Genomic DNA, 25,294 nt, shown 5'->3' on the forward strand with positions numbered 1-25,294 from the left:
CGTGATGAGTAGAGAGAATAGCGGAACGGTATATGCGGTCGGGTTCGGTCCCGGCGATGAGTGCTATGAGACGATAGAGGCACGGGAGGTGCTGGCGGGGGTCGATGTGATCGTCGGCTACCAGACCTATGTGAAGCTTCTCGAGGCGCAGTTTCCGGAGAAGCGGTTTTTGGTGTCGGGCATGCATGCCGAGGAGGCGCGCTGCCGTGAAGCGCTGAGGCTGGCGCACGAGGGGCAGAATGTCGCGGTTGTGTCGTCTGGTGACAGTGCGGTGTATGGTATGGCGGGGTTGCTCTATACGCTGTCCGAGGAGGATGCGTACCGGGGCGTGCAGGTCGTGACGGTGCCGGGACTCAGTGCGGTGCTGAGCGGCAGTGCGGTGCTGGGTGCGCCGGTGGGACATGATTTCTGCGTCATCAGTCTGTCGGATCTGCTGACGCCGTGGGCGAAGATCGAGCAGCGGCTGAAGGCCGCCGCAGAAGCAGACTTCGTCATCGTCTTGTATAATCCGGTCAGCCGGACGCGGCTGGCGCAGTACCAGCGGGCATGCGCGATCCTCTCGGAGACGCTCCCGGAAGACCGGGTATGTGCGTACGTCCGAAACATTGGCCGCGACGGACAGAAGAGCCGGATCTTCCTGCTGAACGAGCTCGCCGGGCTCGCGAGTGGTGGGACGGCTGCGGTAACGGTTGGAGAGTGTGGTGATGCGGTAGAAAATGCGAATGTCGGCGGTGGCTGCGCCTCGGCAAAGGATGCGACCGCAGACAGTGCCGCTGAAGTACAGCCGGAAATCGACATGCTGAGCACGATTTTCGTCGGGAACAGCGAGACGCGCGTCATCGAGACGCCGGACGGCCCGCGGATGGTGACCCCGCGCGGGTATGAGCGGAAGCGCGTTTTGGATGCTTAGCTGAAGCATAAGTGTAGTATCAAAGGAGCGAGATGCATATATTTCTGTTTGGTGGGACGACCGAGGGGCGGAAGATCGCAGAAGCGATCGTCGAAGTGAATAGAGCGTGGGCGGCGCATGAGTCCTCGGGGCTGCCGATCGCTGCGGAGGTGTATGTGACGACGGCGTATGGGGCGAGTCTGCTGCCGGCGGGGCCAGGGATCACGGTGCATGTCGGTCGACTGGACGCAGAGGAGATGACGGCGCTGTTTGAGGCAGCCAGGCAGGCGACGGGATTCACGTCAGATGAGACGGCCCGGCAGCAGTTGAAGCTCATGCCAGATGATACAGACGGAGAGCTGGAGAAATCCGAATCGCCGAAATCAGCAGGGCAATGCAGGCAGGCTGAACGATGTCAGCTATCCGGACAGCGGCTGGTGATCGATGCGACGCATCCGTATGCGGCGGTGGTGAGTGAGAACATCCTGACGGCGTGTGCGGCAGCAGGGGTCCGCTGCATCCGCGTGGAGCGGGAGGATAGCGGTGCAGGTGGAAAGGCCAGTGCGTCGGAGGGTGCGGCGTTTCACTGGGTGGAGTCCATCGAGGAGGCAGCGGCGTGGCTAGCACAGTCGGACCGGTCATCCTCTGCAGCGGCGCAGCGTCCGAACATCCTCATCACGACGGGCTCGAAGGAGCTCACACCCTACACGCAGATCCCGGATTTCGCGGCGCGCTGCTATGTGCGGGCACTGCCGACGGTGGAGGCGCTGGAGAAGTGTCAGGTGCTCGGCTTCCGGCGGGACCATCTCATCCTGATGCAGGGTCCGTTTTCTGAAGAGATGAATGTCGCACAGCTTCGGTATGCCGACGCGGGCTACCTCGTCACGAAAGCGTCGGGCGAGACCGGCGGCTTCCCGGAGAAATGTGAAGCGGCACTCGCGCTCGGTGTGGAGGTCATCTGTGTCGGCCGACCAAAGGAGGTTTCGATCCCGGACGCGGCGTGGTATGATAGAGAGAAGTCAGATGCGGTGCTGCGACGGATCCACGAGATCGGAAGAGTGGGGACGTGCGGGAGAAACGCGACCGAACGCAGCGAAGAGCAGGCGGAAGCAGCAGACCGCGGCATAATATGAAGATCGAAGCGACGCTGCCGTCTCTACGGACGGACAGCTGCAGATATGGAGGTAGGACATGAGAATCGTAAACCTGATCGGGGTAGGCCCTGGAAATCCGGATATGCTGACGAAGAGTGCGGTCGATGCCATCGCGGCATCGGATGTGGTGATGGGGGCGACGCGGGCGCTGAACACGGCACGGGCGGCGCTGCCGGCAGAGGGCGGCCCGGAGCTGTTCGAGACCTTCCGCACGGAGGAGATGGTCGAGTACATCCTCGCGCACCCGGAAAAGAAAACCATCTCGGCGGTCTTCACCGGCGACACCAGCGTGTACTCCGGCGCGATTCCGCTGCGTCGAGCGCTGAAAAAGCACATGGCGGAGGTACACGACGAAAATTATGAGGACGACCGCATGCTCGAGCAGCTCGAGATCCGGAACTATGCCGGCGTGTCGAGCATCCAGTACTTCCTCAGCAAGCGCTCGATCAGCATGGCGGACGTGAAGCTCGTCAGCCTGCACGGCCTGCATAAGGACATGGTGCCGCTGATCCGCGAGAACCGTTTCGTCTGCGCCCTGCTCGGTGCCGAGGACAATGTCTCCATCATCGCGCAGGAGCTGGTACAGTTCGGCCTCAATAACGTGCGCATCACGGTCGGCGAGCGCCTGAGCTACGAGGATGAGAAGTTTACCGTCGGCTCCCCGCGCGAGCTTCGGAATCAGAGCTTCGACCGCCTCGCCATCGCGCTGTTTGAGAATGACGGCTTCCGTGCATCCATACGAAGCTTCGGTATCTCGGATGAGCGCTTCAACCGGCTCGATGGGATCCCGATGACGAAGCGCGATGTGCGTGCGCTGAGCCTCTGCCGTCTCGCTCTTCGCGAGAACAGCATCATGTATGACATCGGCGCCGGCACCGGCAGTGTGTCGATTGAGGCTGCGCTGACCTGTCCGGAGGGAAAGGTGATTTCTGTCGAGGTGGATCAGGACGCGATCTACACGCTCGAGCAGAACCGCTACCAGTTCAAGGTCGACAACATCCGCATCGTGCGCGGCATCGCCCCGACCTGCTTCGCGACAGAGAGCTTCCAGGCACCGGATGAGCGGAAGAATGTCTCCGACGAGGGTCCGCTGCCGATCCCGGACTGCGTCTTCATCGGCGGCAGTAAGGGCAATCTTGGTGCGATCGTCGACTGGGCGATCGGCATCAATCCGAATGTCATCATCGTCATCAATACGGTGACCCTCGAGTCCAGCGCCGAGGTGCTGGAGATCGAACGCCGGCTCACGGACTACCAGTTTGAGATGGTGGAGATCCAGGCGACCAGCCTCGAGCGCCGCGGCAGCTATCACATGCACCGCGCGGAAAACCCGATCACCATCACTAGAATCTCGAGACGTTGAGGCGGCGTTCAGAACACAAACCCTATGAGACATACATTTCGGAAAATCGTGATCGCCGCGGATCGAAGCGGCGCAGGCAAGACCACAGTCAGCTGTGGTCTTCTTGCCGTGCTGAAAAAACGGGGCGTAAAGGTTCAGAGCTTCAAGTGCGGGCCCGACTACATTGACCCGATGTTCCACCGGCGGGTGCTCGGCGTGCCGTCCGGAAACCTCGACAGCTTCTTCACGGATGCGGCCACGCTTCGGCGGATTTTCACGAAACGTGTGGTGGAGAGCGGTGCGGAGCTCGCGCTCGTCGAGGGCGTGATGGGGTACTATGACGGGCTCGGCGGCGTGTCGAGTCGTGCATCGACCTGGGAAATCGCACACATCCTCAACGCCCCGACCATCCTCGTGATGGACGCGAAGGGCGCCAGTGTGAGCATCGCCGCCCTCGTACGCGGGATGATGGAATTTGGGGAAAAAATGAGTGCGGAGAACGGCAGATCGACGCCGGGCCGACCGGCGTGCACTGGGGATTCCGGGTCCGCGAGCCCGTCGGATGGATGCCGTCGTACTGAACCAGTGAAAAAGGCAGGCAGCAGGCAGAGCGGCATCCGCGGCCTGATCCTGAACCGCGTGTCGCCGATGTTCTATCCGCGCCTGAAGAGCGTGATCGAAGCGTACTGTCCGGGCATTGAGGTCCTCGGCTACCTGCCGGAGCTGCCGGAGCTGAAGGTCCCGTCCCGCCACCTAGGGCTCGTTGAGCCGGGAGAGATCGAAGACTTCCAGCGCTGGACGGAACGCGTCGCCGCGCAGATGGAAGAAAGCGTGGAGGTGGAGCGGCTGCTGGAGATCGCCGGTGTGGAGTCACCACTGAAAGAAGATAAGCCGCAGCCGGATAGGCCGCAGCCCGTGCGGATCGCGGTGTCCGAGGACGAAGCATTCAACTTCACCTACGAGGAGAACCGTGCGCTGCTTAGGCAGCTCGGCGCAGAGCTCGTGCCGTTCAGCCCGCTGCATGACGCGGCACTGCCGGCGGAGGTCGACGGCCTGATCCTGTCTGGCGGCTATCCTGAGCTCTACAGGGATGCGCTCCATGCCAATGCTTCGATGCGGGCATCCGTGGCGGAGGCGGTGAAGCATGGGCTTCCGACGATCGCCGAGTGCGGTGGCTACATGTATCTGCAGGAGGCCATCGAGCAGGTCGCGATGTGCGGCGTTCTGCCGGGTGACGCAGAGCGAAAGCCGCGGCTGGTGCGCTTCGGCTATGTCGAGGCGGAGACCCGACGGGACAGCGTGCTCGGCCCGGCCGGTACGGTACTGCGCGGGCATGAATTTCACCGCTACGACTGCGACTTCAACGGCGCGGACTGCACGCTTACGAAACCCGCGGCCGGCCACGGCCACGCAGCGACAAGCGCCCGCAGTTACGAAGGCATCTACCTTACGGATAGCCTCGCCGCCGGCTTCCCGCACTTCTACTACTGGAGTAACCCCGCCGCCCTCGCCCACTTCCTCGACAGCTGTCGGACATGGCGGAAGAAACAGCAGGGAAATTTCTGATAGAGTAGAGGTGACGAGAGAGTTCCGGGTGGTAAAAGCGACAGATAAGAGAATAACTTGAGAAAATCTATGAAGAGAGACATCGATCAGCAGAAAATGGATCATGCCGGTCATACTGTGCATGAAGAATATGAAAAGTACGCCGGTACCAGCAGCCAGGGATGTGACGCTGTCGGCACCCGCACACATGAGTGCGCGGGTGATCGAGAATACTACCGCTCCCTGGCGCAGCAGCACTGGGACAGCCTCGGGAAGCCGATCGACAGCCTGGGCGTGCTCGAGCAGCATGTGACGAAGCTTTGCATGATCGAGCGGACGGCGCAGCCGCACATCACACGGCGGGCACTGGCGGTGCTCTGCGCGGACCACGGCTGCGTGCGCGGGGGTGTGACGCAGACGGACAGCTCGGTGACGCGCATCGTCGCTGAAAACTTCGCGCGCGGTCTGACCACGACGAGCGTGCTGGCGCAGCAGTTCGCAGTGGACCTCTTCCCGATCGACGTCGGCATGCTCAGCGCAGGTGACAGCAGATCGTCCGGAGTGCCGGCAGACGACGAAATCAGAGCCACCAGCTCATCACAGATTTCCGCTTCTTCCGGGCCAATGCCTACATCCGCGGCGCTCCGCACAGATCGCGTCAACGATCGCTGCCTCCAGCATGGGAGCGGTGATATCGCGATCGAGCCGGCGATGTCAGAGGAGGTGGGCGAGCGGGCACTGGCGCTGGGCCGCCGCCTCGTCCGGGAGCTGAAAGCACAGGGCTACGACATCCTTCTGACCGGAGAGATGGGGATCGGCAATACGACGCCGACGAGTGCGCTGTTTTCGGCGTACCTCGGGCTTCCGGTGGAAGAGACGGTCGGCCGTGGCGCCGGCCTCAGTGACGAGGGCCTCGAGCGGAAACGCGACTGCGTCCGACGGGCGCTTCGCCGGGTCAACTATAAAAATGCGAAGCAGCTTCTGTTCGAGCTGGGCGGTCTGGAGATCGCGACGATGGCCGGGATGTTTCTCGGAGCGGTCGAAGAGCAGATGCCGATCGTGATCGACGGCGCGATCTCGACGGCAGCGGCGCTCGCCGCGAGCCGGATTCTGGCGGAGTCAAACGCTTCGGATACCACCAACTCTGCAACCGTGGCCACAGTAAGTGCATCGAAGCCAGAACAGATGTCGAACCCAGAGGTAAAGCGAATTGCAGAAAGCGCGGCAGACGCGCTGCCAGACTTTGAAATCCATGCTTCCGTCGCCGACGTCACGCTGGCCTCGCATGTGTCGAAGGATGGCGCGGCGCGGAAGGCACTCGAGGCGCTCGGCCTGCGGGCCATCATCGACGCAGATATGTCCCTCGGCGAGGGCTCCGGCGCAGTGCTTCTCCTGCCGCTGCTCGACGCCGCACTGGCGGTCTACCGCGGCATGGGCAGCTTCGATGACATTCACGTCGAGGCGTACCAGCGATTTAAGTGAAAAACAGGAGCAACATGGGCAGACTTTACTACATCACCGGCGGGGCCGGTTCCGGAAAATCAGAATATGCGGAGCAGCTTGCGGAGCGCCTGCATACCGAGCTCGGCGGGCCGCTTTACTACGTCGCGACGATGACCCCCGCCCCGCGGGACGCTGACGCTGCCGCGCGCATCGCGAAGCACCAGAAGCGTCGCGCGGGCCGCGGCTACACGACGATCGAGTGCCCGACGGACATCGCGCAGCTCCGCGCGCAAGCCTTGAACAACGCCGTCTTCCTCCTCGAGGATCTCACGAATCTGTATGCCAATGAAGTCTACGGGACGTCGGGCCATCCGCACGAGATCGTGGCCCCGCTGCTCGAGCTGAGGCAGCAGGCCGGTGCGCTCATCATCGTTGCCAACGAGCTCTACAGCGACGGCATCGACTACGGGCCAGAGACCGACCGCTTTCTGCGCGATCTCGCCGACCTCGCCGCGGCGCTCAGCGCCGCCGCCGACCAGGTGACCGAAGTCGTTTACGGCATCCCGGTACAGCTGAAAGCCTGAGACAGCGGCGTACTGAAACACGACGGCGCTCTGCCGCGCCGCTTCCCAGGGCACGCTGACCGCCCCGTCACAAACCACACCGATACTCCGTCGCCCCACTGCGGGCGGCGCTCAGAAGGAGTTTTATGTTCGATTCACTGAAAATCGCCTTCGCGACCTACTCGCGCATCCCGACCCCGCCGGCCGACTGGAACGAGCACAGCATGAAATACGCGATGTGCTTCTTCCCGCTGGTCGGCGTCGTCCTCGCGCTCCTGAGCGGCCTCGCCTGGCTCGTCCTCACGCGCCTCGGGCTGCACGCCTTCTTCATCGCGAGCTGCCTCACCGCGCTCCCGATCGTGCTCACCGGCGGCATCCACCTCGACGGCTACTTCGACACCCAGGACGCGCTCCACAGCTACGCTCCTAAGGAGCGGAAGCTCGAGATTCTGAAGGACCCGCACATCGGTGCATTCGCCGCGATCTACGGCCTACTTTATATCCTGAGCGTCCTCGCCTGCTGGACCGAGACCGCCACCATGAACACCGCGGCGCAGGCCCTCCCGTGCATCTGCTGGGGCTTCGTGCTGTCCCGCATCCTCTCCGGACTCAGCGTCGTGCGCTTCCCGAAGGCGCGGAAGGACGGCATGGTTCGTGCGATGGCGGATGCAGCAGACCGCCACGTGGCCAGCATCCTCACCGCGGAGCTCATCGCCGCCGGCGTGCTCCTCTTCGTGCCGACCCTTCTCTGCGGCACCCCGCTCCTGTACCCACTCGTGACCCTCCTGATGGCCGGCCTCTGCTTCTGGTGGTACCGCCGCCGCATCCTTCCGATCTTCGGCGGCACGACCGGCGACCTCTGCGGCTATTTTCTGTGCAACTGCGAGCGTGCCATCCTCGCTGGCAACCTGCTGTGCCTGATTCTCAGCAGCGCGTTCACGCACTGATCGGGAGGTTGAACACCCCGCTGGCTCACGCGGTTTCGCAGCCGTCGAAGACGAGAGCGGGTATGTACACAGAGGACGAAGACATTGGCCGAAGAAAGGCCGGAATCGGAGGTAAGATGAAACTGATTATGATCATCGGCGGCATGGCGCAGGGCAAGCACGCCTTCGCCGCACAGTTCGCGCATGTCCGCTGCATCGACGGGCTCGCCGCGCAGATCCGCGACGCGGTACGGGCCGGGCGTGATCCCCTGGCGGAGGCCAATGCCTCTGTCCGCGACTTCGTCACGATGTGGGAGAGCACCTCTTCAGACGATCTCGCGAAAACGCAGGACCTCGTCCTCATCTATCCGGAGGTCGGCAGCGGCGTGGTCCCGCTGGACCCGGAGGAGCGCGCGTGGCGGGAAGCCGTGGGGCGTGTCGGGTGCCGCATCGCCGCCGAAGCTGACGAGGTGTATCGCGTGGTCGCCGGCATCGCGCAGAGGATCAAGTAGAGAAGCGGGAGTCGCCGGAAGAGAAGCGTATGGGTGCGACGAAACGACGGAGGGATTACGAAGAATTGCGTGATGTCAGCGCTGGATGCGATTGAAAGTGCTGGAAGCTGATTCGTATGTCGAACGCTGGATGCGAGGGACCACATCTGTGTGGGATGAGTGGAAGAAAGGGATTATGAAATGAAACTGTGGCTGATCCGTCATGGTATGACGAAGGGAAATCAGGAGCACCGCTACGTCGGCGCGACCGACGAAGGCCTCCTGCCGGAGGAGAAAGAACGACTGCGGGCGAAGTCGGCGGATATGAATCTTCACCTGGCGATCGTCTTCGTGAGCCCCGCACGCCGCTGCAGAGAAACGGCAGCGTGCCTGTTTCCTGGCCCCGCACCGGAGCTGATCGTGGTCCCGGAATTCATGGAGATGAACTTCGGCGTGTTCGAATACATGAGCTGGCAGGAAATCAACCAGGACCCGGACCCCGCGCACCGCGCCGCGTACCAGCGCTACATCGACTCTGGCGGCGAAACCGCCTTCCCCGGCGGTGAAAGCAAGGCCGAATTTACGAGACGCGTGTGTGACGGCTTCGAACGCGCCGTACTGCCGAGAATCCAGACGTTGATGAAGACAGCGGATGCATCCGTAGCCAGTGAAACAGAGGCGGGCATGGAGCGAGAGATTGTCTTTAAACTGCAGTACGATGGAAGTTCAGAAAACGTAAAAAAAGAACGACCAGAAGTCAGCGGCGAAAACATCGCCATCGTCGCCCACGGCGGCACGATCATGGCCCTGATGGAACGCTATGCCGAGCCGCACAAACCGTACTTCGAGTGGAGCGTAAAACCCGGGGAAGGTTACCGCCTCGACTTAACATGCCGATCTTAAGAATTTCGTAATGGGGTCACATTAAATTTTTCTAAAGAGGATCTAAACAGAAGTTTATGGGGTCAGACCCCATAAAGTGGAATCAGTACCAAGCATACGGGATACATGCCAAACAGTACGGGATAAATATGGATTTTCGTTGATGAATCGGGAGAAAAGCAGTATGATATAGATGCATTAATACGGGATACGACCCACTAAAAAGGAGGAAGACCATGAAGACGAATAAAGAAATCGCAAACGAGTGGGGAATTTCTGACCATGCAGTCAATGATCTGTGCCGAAGAGGGGAGATCCCAGGTGCTGTTAAGGAAGGAAAATCATGGCGGATTCCGGATGATGCGGTGAAGCCGGCGGATGGAAGAGTGAGCTCCGGGAATTATATGAAACGAAAGAAAGCACCGGTACGAAAGGCGCTGCCGATCGGAATTTCAGATTATGTACGCGCGCAGGAAGAGTATTACTATGTCGATAAGACGATGCTGATCAAGGATTTTCTGGATCGAAAGCCGCTGGTGTCCCTGTTTACACGTCCGCGCAGATTTGGTAAAACGCTGAACATGGATATGCTCCGCGTCTTTTTCGAAATCTCTGATGAAGATACAAGCCGGTATTTCGTGGATAAGAAAATCTGGAAGTGCGGAGAGGCATGTCGCAAATATCAGGGAAAATATCCGGTCATTTTTCTGACCTTTAAGGATGTCAAATTCGACACATGGGCAGCCACCGTGCGGAAGATCCAGCGCTTATTACAGGATGAGTATGGCAGGCATCAGGAGATATTGACCGACGACACGATCGCGGACTACGACAAGGAGTTCTTCCGCCAGATCTTAAGCGGAAACGCGGATGAGGTGGACCTCGCTGCCTCGCTGGAACAACTCTCGAAGATGCTGACTGCGCATTACCATCAGGCGCCGATTATCATCATCGATGAATATGATACGCCGATCCAAGAGGGATATTCGAAAAATTTCTATGAGGAAATCATCGGATTCATGCGGAATTTCTTTTCGGGTGCCTTCAAGGATAACCGAAATCTGTCCTATGGATTCCTGACTGGCATCCTGCGAATCGCGCAGGAAAGTATCTTCAGCGGTCTGAATAATCTGTCCGTAAACACGGTTCTGGACGCCGCTTACGACCAGTACTTCGGCTTTACCGTGGAAGAGGTACGCGAGATGCTACGTTATTACGGCGTCCTGGACAAAGAGCAGGAATTAAGAGCGTGGTACGATGGATACCTGTTCGGTACCAGAGATATCTATAATCCATGGTCTGTCGTTAACTATGTTGCCAATGGGTGCATGCCGCAGGCCTACTGGGCGAATACAGGCCGAAACGAAATCCTGGAGGACGTTCTGAATGCTGCGACCGATGATATCACAGAGAAGCTGTACCTTCTGTTGCAGGGGAAGCCTGCGATCGCCAGAATCGATCAAAATGTCATCTACAGATCCCTGACACAGCATCCGGAAAATGTCTACAGCCTGCTGTTGGTCGCCGGCTATTTAAAAGCCTCCAGCAGGAAACTGCAGGCTGACGGCTCATACCTGTGCGAAGTCCTGATCCCGAACAAAGAAATCGCTGCGGTATATGCCTCTGAGATATTATCGCATTTTCTGCATACTGGCGAGATCAATAAAACTACTGCAAACCGCATCGCAGAAAGCCTGTATGCAAATGACTGTGAAAAGCTGCAGCAGGCTATCTCAGATTATCTGCATCACTGCATCAGTTTTCATGATGCAGGTGCAGAAGGCTTTTATCATGGCCTGGTGCTCGGCCTGATCGCTTTAATGGATAATCAGTACAAAATAAAGTCAAACAGAGAATCCGGCAAGGGCCGATATGATATCTGCATGATTCCACGCAGCAAACAGTATCCTGGTATCATCATGGAAATGAAATGGAAAAAGGATCTGAGCAGTCAGTCTCTGGAATTACTGGCGAAAGAAGCCATGGCGCAGATCGAAACGAATCACTACGAAGAAGAACTGCAGGAAAATGGAGTCAGCCGAACGCTGAAGTTTGGCATCGCTTTTTCCGGAAAGGAACTTGATATCTGTATGAATTAAGCAGTACAGACCTTTAGGGATCTCTTCGTGTGATCAGACCCGTTAAATTCAGGAGTTCTATGATTACCTCTGCGGGTTCTGATATCCTCAGCAGCATCAGCTGATTACCGATTCAGTTGCCAATGCAGGCTGCCGTAACGAACAGATCGGAAGATGGGGTCAGACCCCATAAAGTGTCCACGCATAAAAAGAAGAGGAGTGCCCTGTGACACCCCTCCGTCTGTGCTTGAAACCGAACCTCCGCACGCAGTTTCCTGCAGGTTTTCTACGAGACAGCGTTTACAGAATGTAAACAGATATGGTTCTCAGACCTGAATATTTAGAAACATTTCACCTTCACAGATAAGAAGTAACCGATAACCGATAAGCATTTACGATAAACCTTAACCGAAGCCATGCACAAGCATGAATAGTAAAGTCTCGTACGGTATTTGATTGTCAATGTTTACGCCTGGGCGCAGTCACGGGGCTGCGCGGGTCGGCAGCGGACAGGATTTGTCATTCGACGGATGGTTTAATGGGGCTGTCCCATAAAGTGACCTCATGAAGCGATTAATATTCCAGACTGTTCTGGTTCAGCAGGAAGTCATAGACACTCATAATCAGTACGCCGGACTCATTGTAATAAGGGGCAGGTGTGTCTTTGGTGATGATCAATCGCTTGAAGAAATCTCCTGTCAACATCAGAGATCGCTGTTCCTGCTCCATTTTAGCCTGATCAGGAATCGCATAAGCAGACTGGATATAATATCGCTTAGAACCCTGGTTACAGACAAAATCAATTTCCAGCTGTTTGCGGGTGCCGTTGCCTTTACCATTGGTTTCGTATTGCACGATCACACCTACATCCACATTGAAGCCCCTCATTTTCAGCTCATTGAAAATGATATTCTCCATGCTGTGCGTTTCTTCAATCTGACGGAAATTCAACCTGGCATTGCGAAGCCCCATATCCGTAAAATAATACTTTACCGGTGTATCAATATATTTCTTTCCCTTCACATCATATCGAATAGCGCTGTCAATCAGGAAGGAATCACAGAGATAATCAATATACCGCCTGAGTGTCGAAGTGCTGATCTTTTTTTTCTTAACCGTTTGAAATGTCGCAGACAGTTTTTCCGGATTGGTCAGAGAGCCGATCGCCGAGGACAGAATATTCAAAAGGTCCTCGAGTTCTGCCTTATTGCGAATATGATGCCTGCCAACGATATCTGAAATATAGGTTTCCTCAAAGAGAGATTTCAAAAACGCAATTTTCTGATCCGGGGTGGTAAACTCAAGCACCAGAGGAATACCGCCATAAAGCATATACTCATTCCACCCGTCCTGCTTCGTACCCTGATAGACGGACATGAATTCAGCGAAGCTTAAGGGATGCATATGCACTTCATCGCCGCGTCCCCGGAACTCCGTAATGACATCTTTTGAAAGAAAACGGGCATTACTTCCGGTCACATAAACATCCACATTTTTCATACGAATCAGGCTGTTGAGAATAGATTCAAACTCGCCAAGCAACTGTATCTCATCAAGCAGTACATAATACATCGCATCATCTTTGATCTGCTCTTTCAGATATGGGTACAGTACATCAGGATCGCGATACTTCCTGTTTTCGAAAGCATCAAAAGCGATCTCAATGATATGATCTTCAGCTACACCCTCTGACAGCAGATGCTCCTTAAAGAGCGTAAAAAGAAGATAAGACTTACCGCATCTGCGCATACCGGTAATAACTTTAATAAGACCGTTATGCTCCTTGCTGATGAGTGTATTCAGGTAGCGATCTCTTTTGATTTCCATATGGCATACCTCCTATCGATGATTTTTGCGGTTATACGCAAAAATCTTTAATAGCATCATACCCCGAGCGGGGCTGGCTTGCAAGCAGCATATGAAAGATTATTGCGGTTATACGCAAAAATCTTTCATAGCTTCATCGCAAGCCTGGTTTCTTTATGGCTTTAAACTACAGTGCCTCTTTGTAGTATTTTTCGAGCACATCTCCGTTCATACAGGTACGTCCCTCTCCTCCAGATACTCCTCGATATCCTGCACCACATAATCCGTACTCAGTGTATGGAGGATGTCATAGCTCGGGAGCAGATACCGGTCCAGACAGCCGCTCCGTTTCAATGCCTGATACACCCGTGAAGGCGCGACATTCCAGCGATTAGCGCAGGCATGTATCATGTAAACAGTGAAGGAAAAACTATTCTCATCCATACTTTTAACGGAGGGCTGGATTTAATGTCATTGCTTTCCATATTTTAACATGTCTCGACCAGGATTTGCGAGCCATGTACAATATTTTGCCTGATCCCTCTGCTACAACATAATTGTCAGGAGGCGAATACGAGCTTTATGAAGACAGACCGTACATCGACCGCTCGTGGGCACTGGAAAAGATGAAAGCCTGCACCAGGTCATAGGGATCGGTGCCCTAGAGCTGCAGAGTCCACCTTCGTCCTGTCTTATGCGACCTGAGCTCTGTGACTCCGCGATCCAGCCTTGTGATGCTTTGCGCCCATAGGCCAATGCTTCTGGCTGCAAGCTTATCGCGGAGCCAGCAGATACCGGTGCGTACAACATAGGTGAGTGATGGTGAACGTATCGGTTTAAACCCATAGTACAATGACAAGTGTGTGCCGCAATCGTAGAATCACGATATATTACGGTACGCATCTCAGCGTATGCACTATGGAGATCATGAAATGAAAAAACAGAAATATTCCTGTCTGGAAAAGAACACAGTGCGTTTCGAAAATCCGGTGGAGAAGCTGGCGCGCTGGGGGCGGAATCTGCGGTACATGTATCAGCGTGTGCGCTATGGGTACTGTGATCGGGATATATGGATGATGGACGACTGGTTCCTCTCTGTGATACCGAATATGCTGGATGAGCTAAACTGGACGCGGCATGGTTTTCCGTCTGCGCTGCTGGACGAGCAGAATATGAATCAGGATAAGGAAGCCAACGAGAGAGGGGACAAGGAGTGGGGCAGGATTCTGTCTGAGATGGCGCACTGCTTCAGAGAGGCGAACGACAGAACCTGTACCCGGAACAACCCGTACGAGGAAGAATGGGCGAAGGCCTTCTGGACGTTATCTGACAGCTATGGTACGCTGGGCGAAAAGCTCAGGACAGAAGAGGAAATAAAAGAGAAAAAAAGAATAGCGCACTTTCCATCGCTGCTGCCTGCAAATCGGGATCTGTGGAATAAGTATTTAGAAGAAACAAAAAAGATTCAGGAGTATCAGAGGGCCTGTATAGATCAGGGGATGGAGCTGCTTCGGAAGTGGGTCTGGGATCTGTGGGATTGATCAAACTGCCTTAGTAATTTTTTAAATTTGTATGCACTCACTATATACATGAACAGATATTCTGCATTAAACTAAAGACAGAATGACAGCTCTGATTTTTGTATTTAAAATATTTAGTATATGGATGACCTGAATGTAGCAGGGAGGGCGTGCGATGGATAAGGTGATTGAGAAATTCTGTAAAGGCAGAGAGAATGGACTATTTCTGCTGGCGTCACCTACAGGTTTCGGAAAAACATATAAGGTTCAGGAGTTTATCCTGAAGAACTGTGATCTGGATGTGTTCAGGGATCGAAAGATATTCTTTCTGACGACGATGAAGAAGAATCTTCCGTTTGAGACGCTGAGGAAGCGCTTCGAGGAAGCTGGCAGACTGGATGAGTTTGAGCGTATGGCGATTCTGATTGACAACAACGCAGATACATTACTGGCAGGGCTGAAGGATCGTGATGTCAGCAGAGCCATTCCATCTGAGGTAAGGAACTGGGATGAATATAAGGCAGTAGCAGGCAGTGCGGACTTTATCAATAAGTATAATTACCAGGAAAAATCAAAAGACAGGAATACGCTGAAAACAGCATATACATCGGTTTATGATAATTTCACTAAGGAGCAGGAGCCGGCGTTCAGGCGTAAGATCGAGAGCCTGCTTCGTGAGAGTGCGCGTTCTCCAAAGGCGCGGCTGAAGCTCATCGAAAATGATGCGAGGTTTCAGTGGATATCCGGGCTGTATCCGGCTTCACTGACACGGGAAAAACGCCTTTTCTTTATGTCGGTTGATAAGTTTTTTCTCGGGAACTCTACATTGATTGAGCCGACCTACACATTTTATAATAACCCAATCATCCGGAAAGGAATCGTATTTATCGATGAGTTCGATTCCACGAAGGAACGGCTGCTGGATCAGATTATCCGGCAGGGCGTAAATGAGCGCGTGGATTATCTGGCACTGTTTAACCGTATTCAGTCTACGCTTGAAACGAAGCAGTTTCCGGAGGCACTGACGATCGAGTCGGAGAGCAACCGTAAACGTCGGGAGGAAAGCAGAGGGACGAGAAAGCCGGAAGACATCGTGGATGGATTCAGAAAGATCATGGACGATGCGTATCAGACGTACAATCTGCAGTATAGCTATCGGATGCAGGATACAGGTGAAAAGAATGCACGGAATTTCCTGTTTAATGACCTACAGTTCCATGCAGTGTTTGAAGGGAAACATACGGCGATCGAGATCATACGTGATGGGAAGGCGCGGCAGAACTGGCTGCAGCTGACGGATCAGGCGGTGAAAGACGAAAAGGACAGCGTGATTTCGCTGCTTTCATCGATCAAGGGCTGTATCAACTACTATGTATACGGCTGTAAGCTTCTGGCACTGAACTATAAGTACCATATGGATGAAATCCGCGAGCCGGGAGATGACGATTATTCGTACGATGATGCGGTTCGATCTGTTTTGAGTGAGTTCCGCCTTTCTCGTGAAGCAATCAGATATCTGCGGCAGCAGGTTCTTTCCGGGCAGAACATGAGCCGGCGGTACAAGCTGGCGGAGGACGGGAAGCTGTCACTGTCGCGCTTTGACCGTTCCGTTTATGCGACCGGATTCCGCTACTATGACTTCGTGGATGAGCCGGCGCATAACATGCATTCCGAGATCAATCTGTATGATTTCAATGAATCTCCGGAACGCATTATGAAAACCATCTGTGAGAACGCCTGCGTCATCGGCATATCTGCGACGGCGACACTGCCGACGGTGCTCGGCAACTATGATCTGAACTGGCTGAAGACCTCGCTCAGGGATCAGTATTATGAGCTTCCGGAGGAGGATGCGTATCGGCTGGAGGAGGAGTTTGAGCACTTCACAGAGAAGTATGATCAGGTAAATATCGAGGTGGAAGCCATCCGAGGGGCAGGCACAGCCGAGGATGTACAGAAGGAATTCGAGGAGATGTTTCAGGATTCTGAACTTGCAGAGAAAATCTGTGAGGAGTTAAGGAACAGTAAAGCGCAGAATGCCTTTGATCAGTCCATCTTTCTGAAAATCATGAAGGCCGTAAAGTCGTTTCTGACGGATGCTTCGCTGCGGTCCTGCCTGTGCTTCAGCAACAAGCTCGTGAAGAACAACTACGGAAAACTGAACCTGGAGCTGATCCAGGAGGCAACGAAGTACCTCGCACAGGCGCTTCATATCGCGTGCGATGTAAAGAAGCTTTTCGTCGTGGTGAGCACAGACAATTTTGAATCCGAGAAGAAACGGATTCAGGCTGAGCTGAAGAGTGGTGAGAAGCGATTTGTTCTCACTTCGTACAGGACACTGGGGGCCGGACAGAATATGCAGTATGAAGCACCGGACGATGCGGAGCTGGTTTCGGTGAATGACTATATCCGTAGAGAGATGGAAAGAGATTTCGACAGCATTTATCTGGAGAAGCCGACGAATCTGCTGATGAACGTGGAACCGGGAATCGAGATTCAGGATCTGATGAAGTTTATTTATCAGGTGGAGTTTATGGTGGAGGTTGGAGACATCGCCCGCACAGACGGTATGAAGCGAATCCGGGAGGCATTTCAGGTTTATGCCGGAAGCGGCAAAGGAATATATGGAAAAGGAGCACTTTATCAAACGGAGTCCGTCAATAATTATGCACTGCAGGTTCTGATTCAGGCGGTAGGACGGATCTGCCGGACGGGGAAGAAAAATAAGACGATCCATATCATGGTGGATGAAGAGTGCTTCCTCAAATATGATTTTCAGAGAATCGGAAACCGACTGCTGAATCCGGAATTTCGGGCAATCATCGAAAAAAGCCGTGAGTATCATAGTGAATTTAAGACGGATGAAGAGCAGAAGCTCCTGAATCTGGCGACGAATGTGTCGGCGAAAACGACACAGCTGATTCATCAGTTTCTGTCGCATGGCTGGTACGAGGACAGTATGCGCTACTGGAAGGGACTCCGAAGCCTGCTGCTGATGAGGCCGACACTCAGTGCGGATGACTTTGAGAAGATGCGGGATTTTCAGAACCTGTATTTCAGGCTGCCGGCACCGGCGAATGCTTACTCCTATACACAGCATGGAGATTATCAGAAGCAGATCGAAATATCATTTCGGATGGACATGACGCAGAAGGTGTCACAGGAGGAGGCGCGTCTGCAGGAGCTTTTACAGATACCGGGATTACGAGAGTACTTCGTGAACAATCACTATGCGACAGAGTTCCGGAAGAACGAGTATATCATGACCCCGCCGCTGTTTAATAACATCTATAAGGGTGCGCTCGGTGAAGTGGTCGGGAAGTTTATACTGGAGACGTATCTCGGCTGTACGGTGGAGGAAATCAGTGATCAGAAGGTTTTCGAGAAGTTCGATGCGGTGACCGGTGATGGAATATACCTCGACTTTAAGTTCTGGAAAGAAACAGACAGAGAGATGGCATCCACAGAAAAAGAGAAGATCATGGAGAAGCTGACGGCATGCGGAGGCAGACGGGCGGTGATCATCAATATTATGAGTGATACGAAGTATCTGATTACGCCGAGCGACGATGGCAGGATCGTGGAAATCCCGTATCTGTTCGACGGGAAAAAGCAGGCGCTGGCAGAGGAAATCATTGCAGAAATTGTGAAGAAAGGATATCTGAGGTGATGAATACGGTTCAAAATACGATACGTAGTAATAAACTGGTGCCTGCGTTTTGCTATGACCATCTGAACAAAGACTATGATATTTTCATGGTGTCGACTTCGGAGCAGTACATCCCATCCGGGGCGGCGTTCCTCGACTGCGAGGAGAAGCCGGATGTTCGTGCGATTGCATACGAAAGCGGAAAGACATTTTATATCCTGACGACGGGAGGCAGTGTGACGAAAAACAGCCTGATCGCAATGCTTCGTTCGTATGAGGAGGGCGATACGCTGTCGCTCCGGGAAGTCAGAGCAGAGGAGGTGAAGCCGCATATCCTGCTGCAGCTTCTACTGAATGGACTCAATAATCCTTCACATCCGATGCTGCGTTTTAATAACCTGACAGGGAAACTCTTATGTTATCGTCCGGAATGGATCAATCGCGATAAGGATGATTTCAACTGGGGTCTGACCTGTGTAGAGGTGCATGTGAACGAGGATATGGCGTGCTCGTTGCGTGCCCATCAGATGAGCTCGATCCGCCTGCGTGGAAAGATGGACTTCAAGGATAAAAAGCGCCAGTTCCGGGATTTCCCGCAATACCGCTTCGCAAATCATCACCAGATGTTAAAAAGAGCAGGTGAGCAGGAGCACAATGCGGACGGGAATTTCATCATGAAGCCGCTGAAGGATGAGCGCGCACAGGTCGGATTCCTGAACTTCGCATCGTGGGATGAGTTTCAGATGTCGAAGATCGGTGTTCTATATGATCTGTATGGCTGCATAGAAAAGGAACTTTCGGAATATGTCCGTCTCGACTTTCAGACTTATCCGATCACGAAAACGCTGCCTCTCAGAAAGGCGGATTTAGACTCCTTTAAGGATGTAATCGGGAAGAGCGTACGGGAGAAAAGAATCCGGCTCGTGGATGAGGTACAGTCATCGACCTCGGAGGCGTATCTTGGGGATATCGCAGAAAAGCTCCGGGAGATGCTTACGGGTGTGGAGGTGACAGTGGGGAAGAGAATCAGTTCCCGTTGTTACAATATCTGCTACATCTACGATCGACCTCACTATGAGGAACTGTCCGCAGCAGATCCGCATACCGTTTCTACGAATGGTGCCGTGGTTCAGCATATCACGGTGGAGAACTTTGATTATCATGCAGATGCAGCCGTTATGAATGTGCTGAAGGAGATGGTGATCAAAAATGATGTGATGAACGGGAAAATTTCCCTCGTCGACTGGCCGGCGTTCGGATTTACCGGAGACTGGATTTTCGGGATAAAGAAAGAGAGCGTAAAAAAGAATGATCTAAAGGCAGAGGCTACCTACTGGTTTATGACGATTCATCCGAATGGTGGCTTCGAAATCTCCGGGATGGAGCGGAACCTATTTAATTACTCAGCGTTCGATGAGCTCATGGATTACTTCGATGATGTAAACGTGATGGGAGTGGTTCAGAATGCAGATGGAGCACGAAATCTGATCCGGAAAACAGCACTGTATAGTGTGCCGGAATTCGAACGTGTCGGTGACATCCTGAAACGAGAGGCGGCAAGAGATGAGGTCGGAGGCATTGGCCTGCTGAGCGTATGCAGAGGGATTCAAAACACGAAGCTGTCGGATCAGGACCGGCAGAATCTGGAGGAGCTCATCGGGATGATCGACGAAGAGGAATCCTACGGAAAGAAGGAAATCCTCGGGCAGATCCGAAGCCGCTCGCTGAAGCAGAAGATCTCGGAAGGCCTCTACGAAGATACCGGCGTACTGCTGAAGGCATATCTGAGGAGTCAGGGAGCGCGCGAGCAGTATCTGCACGGCGTGGTCGATATCAATTATTCTGAGATCGATGACACGCATGCGATCTATTGTGTCGGCGATATCGGAAGCGGGATGAAGCAGAAGCTGGAGAGAGCTGCTGTCATCCGTGAAATCGAGGCGGTGGGCGGTTCGGACCTGATATTTGAGGAACTGCTTCCGTTGATGGGCGTGGAGTTCGTACGCTATGGTCAGCTGACAGTGATACCGTTCCCGTTTAAGTATCTGAGGGAAGGGATAAAGATGGACGTGTGACTACGGTGATGTCACAAAATGTGATTTCACCGAATATTTACATATGGTATTCCTGATCAATGACGTGAATTAGTAATCAAGCAAGTTCATATGCTGACACCATCTTTTATAGTGAAACTGGTTTTTATGACAGAGGGGATTTTATGATTTTTATTACCGGGGATATCCATGGAGATCCCGACCGATTTTCAGTAGATGAATTTCCTGTGCAGAACGAAATGACACGAGAGGACCATGTGATCATCTGTGGAGATTTCGGAATGCTTTGGTCGCTGAAAGAAAGCAAAGAGGAAAACGATCGGCTTGACTGGTTGAATGATAGGAGCTTTACAACCTTATTCGTTGATGGAAACCACGAAAATTTCGATCGCTTAAATGCACTGCCGGTCCGTTCCTGGCATGGAGGAAATGTGCACGTCGTACGAGAACACATCATCCACCTGATGCGGGGAGAGATTTTCGATCTTAACGGAACTTCAGTGTTTGCTTTCGGTGGTGCGCGATCACATGATATCGCCGGGCTCGCAAGCGAAGAGGAGTTAGAGAAGGATTACACTGCCGGAATTCTACAGAAGGATGATCCACACCTTTATGGAAAGCTAAAAATGGTTAGAAATTATTACTCATCCGCGAGAATCGAAAACCAGAACTGGTGGAGGGAAGAGATGCCGACGCAGGACGAAATGGATGCCGGACTTGAAAATCTCAAGAAGCATAACATGCAGGTGGATTTTATCGTATCGCATGATGGACCGATTTCGGATCTCGTCCTGCTGGGAAGCGGGATCACCGCAGACCCTTTAAATAAATATTTTGAAGAGCTCAGACAGACGGTGACGTACCGGGAATGGTTCTTCGGACACCATCATGAGGATCGAAGAATAAATGACAGGGAGACGGCGATATATTATTCGATCCTGCAGGTGGAGTGACGAAAGAAAAAACAAGTGAAAAAAGTACGCAGAGAGCCTGCAGTTGCAGGCTCTCTGATATTGGTCAATTCCCGGTTCGTGCGTTCAGGCTTTCAAACAGTACGAGGTAGCAGGCCATGTCTCCGATGCGCTTTCGGAGTCGGGATTCTTCTCGTTCTCGTATCTGAGATGGATTTATACCCGGATATGGTATAATAGGCGACATAAAGTAAAAAAGGAAGCAGACTTTTGCAAGTGAAGTATGAGAAAGTACTGCCGGTTAAAGAGCATTTGAAGTGCCTGATAAAGGAGGGCTTACGCATGATGACAGATGAAAAAATCAAAAATGCCAGTGAGCTGGAATTCGCTGTATTTTGCATTGAAAATGTAGCGGCGAAGCTGGGTGTGAATGCAGAGCGTGTTTATAAGGCATTTACTGAACAGAGTGATATTTTGAACGGTTACATCGTGCCGGAATATGAAGTACTGCATACGCAGAGCCGTGAATACATCGTTGACGACCTCCTGGATGTGATGAAAGAAAGGGGCGTGACAGTATGATAATCTATCATGGTTCTTTTGTGGAAATTAAAAAACCGGATTTAGTTCATTCTCGCCTTAATGTAGACTTCGGGTGTGGATTCTATGCCACGCCTCTGTATGAACAGGCGGCGAAGTGGTGTAGCAAGTTCAAGCGTCGTGGTAAAGACGGCATTATCTCTCGATATGAGTACGATGAAAAACGGGAAGTCGAACTGAAAACGTTGAAGTTCGATTCTTATTCCGAAGAATGGCTGGATTTTATCCTGAACTGCCGTAGCGGAAAAGATTTGACAGATTATGATCTTGTTGTAGGTGGTGTTGCCAATGATAAGGTATTTAATACTGTGGAGCTGTTCTTTGACGGATTGATTGATAAGACGGAAGCAATCAACCGCCTGCGGTATGAAAAACCGAACCTGCAAATCTGTTTCCGCACAGATAAGGCACTGTCGCTGCTGCATTTTGAAGGGAGTGAAAAACTATGACAGCAAATTCAATTTTGCTTCAGAAAAAATATAGTCGTGTCATTGAGTGCTTTGCCAAACAGCAGGGGCTTTCGCTGGATGCGGGGTTGGATTTCTTTTATCATTCCCAGGTTTATCAGCTGATTCATGACGGCGTTTCAGATATGCATTGCATGAGCGACGCATATCTGGCAGAGGAACTGGGACAGGAATATGCGGAGAAGACTATGTGATCATCTGTGGGACATTTGAGTCAAGCCTGGGGAAGTAACTTGCCGGTAATTTGCTTTTGTGTTTGATCTTTCGAAAGGCGCTTAAAAAGAAGCACGTTTTCATGCGCTTTTTCGAAAGATCAGTAGAGCAGGAAGTGCCTGATTTAACTTGCTGGTAACTTGCTTCATGACCAGAACTGCTTTCATAAGTTGATTCCATCGCAGATGGTCAAAATGAGGGGAGACTGCTCGCGCAGACTCCCCTGTGTGGTCAATTCCCGGTTCGTGCGTTCAGCCCTTCGAACAATACGAGGTAGCAGGCCATATCTCCGATGCGTTTCCGGTAGTCTGGATTTTTTTCGAGGTCACCGAGCTCGTCACGCCAGCTGGTGTCGTGTCCGAGCCTTTCGAGGTTGTGGGCCAGGATGTCGAATTCCCGGATGACGGCATTATGGATTTCGGAACGCCTGCTGTCGATCGCTCCTTTTTCTTCCGTGGTCATCATCTGCCATTCCGCCCGTACGGCAGCGTATTCGATTGAGCGTGAAAGAAGATCGTGGTATAAATCGGTCATATCTTCATCGTTTTCGATTTGTTTTTTGATCGTGGCGAAAATGCGAGCCGCATCCATAAATGAAAGCGCGAAAACGCGCTCCAGGTAGCTGTCATATGTCTGCATTGGAAGCCTCCTTCGGAGTAGGGTTTATCGATTCATGATGGAGATAATTATACATCGTAATATAGCCTTTGAATTAAACGATTGGTATAACGAAGGGCATCCGTCGCTTTGTTTTGAGGATGAAGAATGGGCAAAACATTGTTTGGCCAATTTGAGAAAATCGTCGGGAAACTGCCGTTAAAGTGCCGGATATAGTAAAAATAGTGCCGGATACTATAAGTGAAATGCCGGATAGTTCTAAAGACGTTATGCATGGAGGGGGATGACATGAACGAGGTTTTAAAGCTGCCGATCGGAATCGAGAACTTTGAAGAAATCCGTACGAAAGCTTATTACTACATTGATAAGACCAGATTCATAGAGCAGCTTCTGAATGATTCCGGGGAAGTGCGTATTTTCACGCGTCCACGGAGATTCGGTAAGACGCTGAACATGAGTATGTTGCGGTACTTTTTTGAGATCGGGACGGATGCATCCCTTTTCGATGGGCTGTATATCGCGGGGAAGCAGGCGCTGGTTTCGGCGCACCTCGGGAAGTATCCGGTGATCTTTTTGTCCCTGAAAAATGTGGAGGGACTCAGCTTTGAGAGCGCGAGATATCAGCTGGTAGAGCTGATTGCGAAGGAGGCGCGGAGACACCGTGCGCTGGAGAGCAGTCCGCAGCTCGATGGGGATGATCAGAAGATTTATGCAGCATTGACACAGGTGCAGGACGGTATGTATGTCATGGCGGAGGATGTGCTGTATGGCTCGCTGCAGGCGCTTTCGGAGCTGCTGTATAAGCATTACCAGCAGAAAGTGCTCATCTTAATCGATGAGTACGATGTGCCGCTCGATAAGGCATTCCAGCATGGCTACTATCGGGAGATGGTGGCGCTCATGCGTACGCTGTTTGGAAAAGCATTGAAAACGAATGACGCGCTGGAGTTCGCGGTGCTGACGGGCTGTCTTCGTGTTTCGAAGGAGAGCATTTTCACCGGACTGAATAATTTTAAGATTCTGTCGATTACGGATACGCGTTTCGATGAGCAGTTCGGGTTTACGGATGCGGAAGTGCGGAAGCTGCTTGCGGATTATCATCTGGAATCGAAGTATGCGGAGACGAAGGAGTGGTACGACGGCTATCGCTTCGGTAACGTGGATGTGTACTGTCCGTGGGATGTGATCAACCATGTGGATCGTAGCCTGGATGACATCGATGCGCGCCCGGAGGCATACTGGATCAATACCAGTGGCAATGATCTCGTAAAACGTTTCGTTGCGAAGGCGAATAAAACCACGCGGGACGAGATCGAGCGTCTGATCGCCGGAGAGGCCATCGAGAAGCAGCTGCGTCTGGATCTGACCTATGATGAGATCGATCGCAGTATAGAGAATCTGTGGAGCGTGCTCTTTACGACCGGGTATCTGACGCAGGCGGGCAGGACGGAAGCGGGAAACTATAAACTCGTGATTCCGAATCATGAGATTCGTGAGGTGTTCCGTTTTCAGATTCAGGAGTGGTTTAAAAATGCGGTATTCAGTAACACAGAGCAGCTGACGGCATTCTGGAAAGCCATCGAGGGCGGCGACACGAGCGAGATGGAAGCTTATCTGAATCGTTTGCTGAGTAATTCCATCAGTGTGTTTGACACGAAGGCGGTGGATGGCGAGAAGGAAAGTGCGTACCACAATCTGCTGGTGGGGATACTTGCCGGGAATGCGGACTGGCTGGTGAAGTCAAATCGTGAGGCGGGTGATGGTTTCGCGGATATCATCGTGGAGACAGAAAATCCGGATGTCGGCATCATCATGGATCTGAAATATGTGAAGGATTTCAGCGCGATGGAGCAGGCGTGTCAACGCGCACTTGCGCAGATCCGGGACCGTCGTTATCAGGAGTTTCTGCTGAATGATGGACGAAGTGATATCACACTTTACGGGATCGCGTTCTGCAGGAAGCGGTGCCGCGTGGTGGCGGAGTCTGCATAAGGCAGACTCCGGAACGATATCCAGCAGAGCTATGCTCTGCTCCCGAAGAGCTAAACTCGAGCCTTCTAAGCTCGAGTTTAGGGCGGTGGCAGAGACATTGGCCCACGATCTTTCAACCAGAAGTTTAGTGCATTTTCTGTGAATCTGCCTT

Annotated in this window: 21 protein-coding genes; 18 read left to right on the forward strand and 3 right to left on the reverse strand. The window is 53.0% G+C overall.

Annotated elements, in window-relative coordinates:
* The first annotated feature begins 4 nt into the window (after window positions 1–4).
* The 10 genes from ACK8P7_RS06935 to ACK8P7_RS06980 all read left to right on the forward strand — a co-directional run bounded on the left by ACK8P7_RS06935 (window position 5) and on the right by ACK8P7_RS06980 (window position 11,334).
* Window positions 5–910 carry a precorrin-3B C(17)-methyltransferase gene (locus tag ACK8P7_RS06935; RefSeq protein ID WP_410043492.1) on the forward strand — a complete coding sequence of 302 codons (906 nt, stop codon included), beginning with the start codon at window positions 5–7 and terminating at the stop codon, window positions 908–910.
* Between the two features lie 32 nt (window positions 911–942).
* Entirely contained in the window at window positions 943–2,022 is a 1,080-nt protein-coding gene (locus ACK8P7_RS06940) for a precorrin-6A/cobalt-precorrin-6A reductase (RefSeq protein ID WP_410043493.1), read from the forward strand.
* A gap of 58 nt (window positions 2,023–2,080) precedes the next feature.
* Window positions 2,081–3,406, forward strand: a complete 1,326-nt coding sequence (cbiE, locus tag ACK8P7_RS06945; RefSeq protein ID WP_410043494.1) for a precorrin-6y C5,15-methyltransferase (decarboxylating) subunit CbiE — start codon at window positions 2,081–2,083, stop codon at window positions 3,404–3,406.
* A gap of 24 nt (window positions 3,407–3,430) precedes the next feature.
* A complete protein-coding gene (locus ACK8P7_RS06950) occupies window positions 3,431–4,951 on the forward strand; it encodes a cobyrinate a,c-diamide synthase (protein ID WP_410043495.1) in 1,521 nt (506 codons plus the stop codon).
* 57 nt (window positions 4,952–5,008) lie between these two features.
* Window positions 5,009–6,412 (forward strand): nicotinate-nucleotide--dimethylbenzimidazole phosphoribosyltransferase, encoded by a 1,404-nt coding sequence (locus tag ACK8P7_RS06955; protein WP_410043496.1) that lies wholly within the window; start codon window positions 5,009–5,011, stop codon window positions 6,410–6,412.
* On the forward strand, window positions 6,409–6,957 hold the full coding sequence (locus tag ACK8P7_RS06960; RefSeq protein WP_410043497.1) for a bifunctional adenosylcobinamide kinase/adenosylcobinamide-phosphate guanylyltransferase: 549 nt from the start codon (window positions 6,409–6,411) through the stop codon (window positions 6,955–6,957). The genes ACK8P7_RS06955 and ACK8P7_RS06960 overlap by 4 nt, the downstream gene beginning before the upstream one ends.
* Before the next feature lie 125 nt (window positions 6,958–7,082).
* Window positions 7,083–7,883, forward strand: coding sequence for an adenosylcobinamide-GDP ribazoletransferase (locus ACK8P7_RS06965; protein WP_410043498.1), 801 nt, complete (start codon window positions 7,083–7,085; stop codon window positions 7,881–7,883).
* Window positions 7,884–7,999: 116 nt separating this feature from the next.
* A complete protein-coding gene (locus ACK8P7_RS06970; RefSeq protein WP_410043499.1) occupies window positions 8,000–8,374 on the forward strand; it encodes a bifunctional adenosylcobinamide kinase/adenosylcobinamide-phosphate guanylyltransferase in 375 nt (124 codons plus the stop codon).
* A gap of 180 nt (window positions 8,375–8,554) precedes the next feature.
* A complete protein-coding gene (locus ACK8P7_RS06975; protein ID WP_410043500.1) occupies window positions 8,555–9,256 on the forward strand; it encodes a histidine phosphatase family protein in 702 nt (233 codons plus the stop codon).
* A gap of 215 nt (window positions 9,257–9,471) precedes the next feature.
* Window positions 9,472–11,334 (forward strand): AAA family ATPase, encoded by a 1,863-nt coding sequence (locus ACK8P7_RS06980; protein ID WP_410043501.1) that lies wholly within the window; start codon window positions 9,472–9,474, stop codon window positions 11,332–11,334.
* 552 nt (window positions 11,335–11,886) lie between these two features.
* Here ACK8P7_RS06980 and ACK8P7_RS06985 read toward each other — a convergent pair.
* Both ACK8P7_RS06985 and ACK8P7_RS06990 read right to left on the reverse strand, forming a co-directional pair.
* Window positions 11,887–13,140 carry an ATP-binding protein gene (locus ACK8P7_RS06985; protein ID WP_410043502.1) on the reverse strand — a complete coding sequence of 418 codons (1,254 nt, stop codon included), beginning with the start codon at window positions 13,138–13,140 and terminating at the stop codon, window positions 11,887–11,889.
* A 207-nt stretch (window positions 13,141–13,347) separates the two neighbouring features.
* A complete protein-coding gene (locus ACK8P7_RS06990) occupies window positions 13,348–13,563 on the reverse strand; it encodes a DUF3791 domain-containing protein (protein WP_410043503.1) in 216 nt (71 codons plus the stop codon).
* Window positions 13,564–14,051: 488 nt separating this feature from the next.
* Here ACK8P7_RS06990 and ACK8P7_RS06995 point away from each other — a divergent pair, with 488 nt between their 5' ends.
* The 7 genes from ACK8P7_RS06995 (at window position 14,052) to ACK8P7_RS07025 (ending at window position 22,514) form a co-directional block, all read left to right on the forward strand.
* The gene (locus tag ACK8P7_RS06995) at window positions 14,052–14,660 is read left to right on the forward strand and encodes a hypothetical protein (RefSeq protein ID WP_410043504.1); all 609 of its coding nucleotides are present in this window, start codon (window positions 14,052–14,054) and stop codon (window positions 14,658–14,660) included.
* A gap of 154 nt (window positions 14,661–14,814) precedes the next feature.
* Window positions 14,815–18,309 (forward strand): hypothetical protein, encoded by a 3,495-nt coding sequence (locus tag ACK8P7_RS07000; protein WP_410043505.1) that lies wholly within the window; start codon window positions 14,815–14,817, stop codon window positions 18,307–18,309.
* Window positions 18,309–20,363, forward strand: a complete 2,055-nt coding sequence (locus ACK8P7_RS07005) for a hypothetical protein (protein ID WP_410043506.1) — start codon at window positions 18,309–18,311, stop codon at window positions 20,361–20,363. The genes ACK8P7_RS07000 and ACK8P7_RS07005 overlap by 1 nt, the downstream gene beginning before the upstream one ends.
* Before the next feature lie 143 nt (window positions 20,364–20,506).
* Window positions 20,507–21,295 (forward strand): metallophosphatase, encoded by a 789-nt coding sequence (locus ACK8P7_RS07010; protein ID WP_410043507.1) that lies wholly within the window; start codon window positions 20,507–20,509, stop codon window positions 21,293–21,295.
* 300 nt (window positions 21,296–21,595) lie between these two features.
* On the forward strand, window positions 21,596–21,835 hold the full coding sequence (locus ACK8P7_RS07015; RefSeq protein WP_410043508.1) for a DUF3791 domain-containing protein: 240 nt from the start codon (window positions 21,596–21,598) through the stop codon (window positions 21,833–21,835).
* A complete protein-coding gene (locus ACK8P7_RS07020; protein ID WP_410043509.1) occupies window positions 21,832–22,302 on the forward strand; it encodes a DUF3990 domain-containing protein in 471 nt (156 codons plus the stop codon). The genes ACK8P7_RS07015 and ACK8P7_RS07020 overlap by 4 nt, the downstream gene beginning before the upstream one ends.
* Complete coding sequence (locus tag ACK8P7_RS07025) at window positions 22,299–22,514, forward strand: DUF3791 domain-containing protein (protein WP_410043510.1); 216 nt, start codon at window positions 22,299–22,301, stop codon at window positions 22,512–22,514. Before ACK8P7_RS07020 ends, ACK8P7_RS07025 begins: the two co-directional genes overlap by 4 nt.
* A 250-nt stretch (window positions 22,515–22,764) precedes the next feature.
* On the opposite strand, the gene ACK8P7_RS07030 is transcribed toward ACK8P7_RS07025, so the two are convergent.
* On the reverse strand, window positions 22,765–23,172 hold the full coding sequence (locus ACK8P7_RS07030; RefSeq protein WP_410043511.1) for a hypothetical protein: 408 nt from the start codon (window positions 23,170–23,172) through the stop codon (window positions 22,765–22,767).
* 267 nt (window positions 23,173–23,439) lie between these two features.
* Between ACK8P7_RS07030 and ACK8P7_RS07035 the strand changes: the two genes are divergently transcribed.
* A complete protein-coding gene (locus ACK8P7_RS07035; RefSeq protein ID WP_410043512.1) occupies window positions 23,440–25,143 on the forward strand; it encodes an AAA family ATPase in 1,704 nt (567 codons plus the stop codon).
* Window positions 25,144–25,294 lie beyond the last annotated feature (151 nt).

It is taken from the genome of Oribacterium sp. P9 (genome assembly GCF_046365365.1).
Classification (GTDB): domain Bacteria; phylum Bacillota; class Clostridia; order Lachnospirales; family Lachnospiraceae; genus Oribacterium.

What these genes read in the sequence shown, in the direction of transcription:
- ACK8P7_RS06965 (WP_410043498.1), top strand. Translation starts at nt 7,083, where the DNA reads ATGTTCGATTCACTGAAAATCGCCTTCGCGACCTACTCGCGCATCCCG.
- ACK8P7_RS06950 (WP_410043495.1), top strand. Translation starts at nt 3,431, where the DNA reads ATGAGACATACATTTCGGAAAATCGTGATCGCCGCGGATCGAAGCGGC.
- ACK8P7_RS06970 (WP_410043499.1), top strand. Translation starts at nt 8,000, where the DNA reads ATGAAACTGATTATGATCATCGGCGGCATGGCGCAGGGCAAGCACGCC.
- ACK8P7_RS06980 (WP_410043501.1), top strand. Translation starts at nt 9,472, where the DNA reads ATGAAGACGAATAAAGAAATCGCAAACGAGTGGGGAATTTCTGACCAT.
- ACK8P7_RS06975 (WP_410043500.1), top strand. Translation starts at nt 8,555, where the DNA reads ATGAAACTGTGGCTGATCCGTCATGGTATGACGAAGGGAAATCAGGAG.
- ACK8P7_RS06985 (WP_410043502.1), bottom strand. Translation starts at nt 13,140, where the DNA reads ATGGAAATCAAAAGAGATCGCTACCTGAATACACTCATCAGCAAGGAG.
- ACK8P7_RS07005 (WP_410043506.1), top strand. Translation starts at nt 18,309, where the DNA reads ATGAATACGGTTCAAAATACGATACGTAGTAATAAACTGGTGCCTGCG.
- ACK8P7_RS07015 (WP_410043508.1), top strand. Translation starts at nt 21,596, where the DNA reads ATGATGACAGATGAAAAAATCAAAAATGCCAGTGAGCTGGAATTCGCT.
- ACK8P7_RS06995 (WP_410043504.1), top strand. Translation starts at nt 14,052, where the DNA reads ATGAAAAAACAGAAATATTCCTGTCTGGAAAAGAACACAGTGCGTTTC.
- cbiE (WP_410043494.1), top strand. Translation starts at nt 2,081, where the DNA reads ATGAGAATCGTAAACCTGATCGGGGTAGGCCCTGGAAATCCGGATATG.
- ACK8P7_RS06935 (WP_410043492.1), top strand. Translation starts at nt 5, where the DNA reads ATGAGTAGAGAGAATAGCGGAACGGTATATGCGGTCGGGTTCGGTCCC.
- ACK8P7_RS07000 (WP_410043505.1), top strand. Translation starts at nt 14,815, where the DNA reads ATGGATAAGGTGATTGAGAAATTCTGTAAAGGCAGAGAGAATGGACTA.
- ACK8P7_RS07020 (WP_410043509.1), top strand. Translation starts at nt 21,832, where the DNA reads ATGATAATCTATCATGGTTCTTTTGTGGAAATTAAAAAACCGGATTTA.
- ACK8P7_RS06940 (WP_410043493.1), top strand. Translation starts at nt 943, where the DNA reads ATGCATATATTTCTGTTTGGTGGGACGACCGAGGGGCGGAAGATCGCA.
- ACK8P7_RS07010 (WP_410043507.1), top strand. Translation starts at nt 20,507, where the DNA reads ATGATTTTTATTACCGGGGATATCCATGGAGATCCCGACCGATTTTCA.
- ACK8P7_RS06990 (WP_410043503.1), bottom strand. Translation starts at nt 13,563, where the DNA reads ATGGATGAGAATAGTTTTTCCTTCACTGTTTACATGATACATGCCTGC.
- ACK8P7_RS07035 (WP_410043512.1), top strand. Translation starts at nt 23,440, where the DNA reads ATGAACGAGGTTTTAAAGCTGCCGATCGGAATCGAGAACTTTGAAGAA.
- ACK8P7_RS07025 (WP_410043510.1), top strand. Translation starts at nt 22,299, where the DNA reads ATGACAGCAAATTCAATTTTGCTTCAGAAAAAATATAGTCGTGTCATT.
- ACK8P7_RS07030 (WP_410043511.1), bottom strand. Translation starts at nt 23,172, where the DNA reads ATGCAGACATATGACAGCTACCTGGAGCGCGTTTTCGCGCTTTCATTT.